Here is a 2,446-nt window from a genome sequence, read left to right as displayed (position 1 = left end):
TCCCGCTATCCGTTATAGTCCTCAGCCCTCAGGCATTTCACAATGGCATTTTGGAGGCTTCCTAAGGTCAGCCGCCAAAATACCTTGTTCAATAGCCTTTGTTCTTCCGGGCTGCCACTACTATCGGGGGCAGCACTTTATATAAACTTCTGTAGATACTAGTCCAATAATTTCACTTCCCGCAATTGTATAAAATTAGAAGCAAGAAATTATTTTGACCTTAAGCTCACGGTAGAACTTTGGCGAAAACATTTAGGATATACCATCTATGCATTAAATATACCTTAATAAAACGAATGTTTTCACCTTACTCTTCAAAATAAAATTTAACCGTCTAGGCTGAGCCAAGATGCTAAAATTTTCTTTCTCAAATAAGGTGAAAATCTTCTACTTTATTTCACAGTAAATTTTAAACGTAAATGGTATTATATGTTTTTATTGAACAGCAATTAATGCATCTATATTTCCATAACCAAAATCAGAATGTTTGTTTGGATAAAATTCAGCTGATTGTTTTAGTTTATCTAAAATCTGAGTTCTATTCCACGATGGGTTTTTTGCCCAAACTAAAGCTGCTATACCTGCTGTTGTAGCTGTGGCTACAGACGAGCCTCCAACATAATCAGTTGTATTATCGTAAAAACCAATAATTGGAGAGGTTCTACTGCTGTTATTATGACGTTGCATAACTATTGTAAAATCTATTTGATCTCCTTTATGGCAAACATCGCACTCACTGTAGTCTCCACTATCCGTAATACCGGTTACAGCAACAGTTTCGCTCATAGATGCTGGAAAAATAACCCCGTACCAATTAGTATAGTTTGTAGATGTTCCGCCGGCGGCAAAAATCAATTTATTTTTATTGTATGCATATATTACAGCATCTTTTATTCTGTCAATAGTAAAAGCATTTCCTATTGACATAGATATTATCTTCACATCACTTCTATTGGCCATTTGCGTAAGAGCTTCTGCAACACCTTTCTTTTCGTGATAATCATCTAATAAAACATCCGATGTAGCTCTGTAAGCAACTAAATTAGAATTGTATGCTACTCCAACCGGCATCCCATTATCATTTCTGGGAGAAGCAATTGTAGCTGCCATACTAGTACCGTGTCCACATTGATCATTAGGTCCGTCAGTATCTGTTACCCACCACCAAAAAGAGTCAACAAACGTTCCGTATTTTTCTATACTTCTTCCACTAGAGTATCCATCATTAAAATTAGAACCTAATAGAGGTTGGTTGGGAGAAACTCCTGTATCAATAAGACCGATTGTGATATTTGATCCGGTACTATAATTCCATGCTTGAGGAATATTATGTTCGTAATGAACCCAAGAAGCTTTTGAGTTTGGGGCGATTGTATTATAATCATCTGTATTTAGTACAGATGTATCATAACTACACCCCGAATCACTCTTTTTATTTCCTTTTTCAAATTCATTGTATGCATAGCCGGAAGGTTCTAAATATCTTATACCTTTTTGTTTTCTTAGCATGGATATGCTTTCCGGATTGACAATTTTAAGATCAACTATAGTGAGAATTTCATCTTCATAAATACTTATATCTTGTGTAGATTTCTTTTTCTTTAAAATTTTGTTTTCTACATCGAGAACATTGTTGATAATTCCTTTTTTTAGATTTAATTCAGAATCAAAATTTGTTCTTATAATATCATTGGGAGTATTTCCATAACCAACTGTTAATAAACTGTCGCCATGCATAACTGCACTCCACAGAAGTTGGTCACTGGCATTTTTCCATGAAAAATCTCCAGTCTGCTCAATAGAAGAGTTGATGACTTCATTTATTTCAGTTGGGGTTAATAAGATTTCCTTATTTTGGTTTGGGGAACTGGCTTCTTGATGTTTTTCACAAGAAATTATTGATACAAATATCAATAATGCGAGGGGTCTGATAAGTCTCATAAATAGATTTTTTAAATGTTGGTATCTTCCAAATCTAGGATTTATATTTACATATAAATCATTCCGTATGTTAACTTATAGTAAAATATATCAGGATGTTATAAATATATTCCCGCTAAAAGCTAACACAATTTCCCGTAAAAAACTTTACGAAATGAACCGTATTATTCCTGATACTGCAGAGTACGGAACTTACCTGTTCTATCATGCTGAGCAGTCATTATTGGCCAACTTCGTGTAAGGAGTAGATGTTATAGTAATCGGTAAAAAATTCGGTGAAGTTCTTCGTGGAGCAATGACAAATATGAAGCAGATTGCAGTAGGTTAATCTTATTGTAAACTTATAAGCGTCGGCGTCGCTTTGAGCGACACCGACGCTATCTAAACGAAACGTGTAATCCGGAAGGCTTACGCGTTTTTTTATGCGCCAATTCCCGCTATCCGTTATAGTCCTCAGCCCTCAGGCATTTCACAATGGCATTTTGGAGGCTTCCTAAGGTCAGCC

General features: G+C 35.5%; 1 protein-coding gene and 1 pseudogene. One reads left to right on the top strand and one right to left on the bottom strand.

All coding sequences use genetic code 11. The features are described 5' to 3' along the window. Nucleotides 1-435 precede the first annotated feature (435 nt). Nucleotides 436-1,941, bottom strand: coding sequence for a S8 family serine peptidase (locus tag ABFR62_14090; GenBank protein ID MEN8139547.1), 1,506 nt, complete (start codon nt 1,939-1,941; stop codon nt 436-438). 88 nt (nt 1,942-2,029) lie between these two features. On the opposite strand from ABFR62_14090, the pseudogene ABFR62_14085 reads away from it, so the two are divergent. Further along, nucleotides 2,030-2,269 (top strand): annotated as a pseudogene (locus ABFR62_14085) (ketol-acid reductoisomerase). The last annotated feature ends 177 nt before the right edge of the window (nt 2,270-2,446 follow it).

The organism is Bacteroidota bacterium (genome assembly GCA_039714315.1).
GTDB lineage: Bacteria > Bacteroidota > Bacteroidia > Flavobacteriales > JADGDT01 > JADGDT01.
Note: the sequence above shows the minus strand (reverse complement) of the source record. Positions and strands in the feature narration are given on the sequence as shown.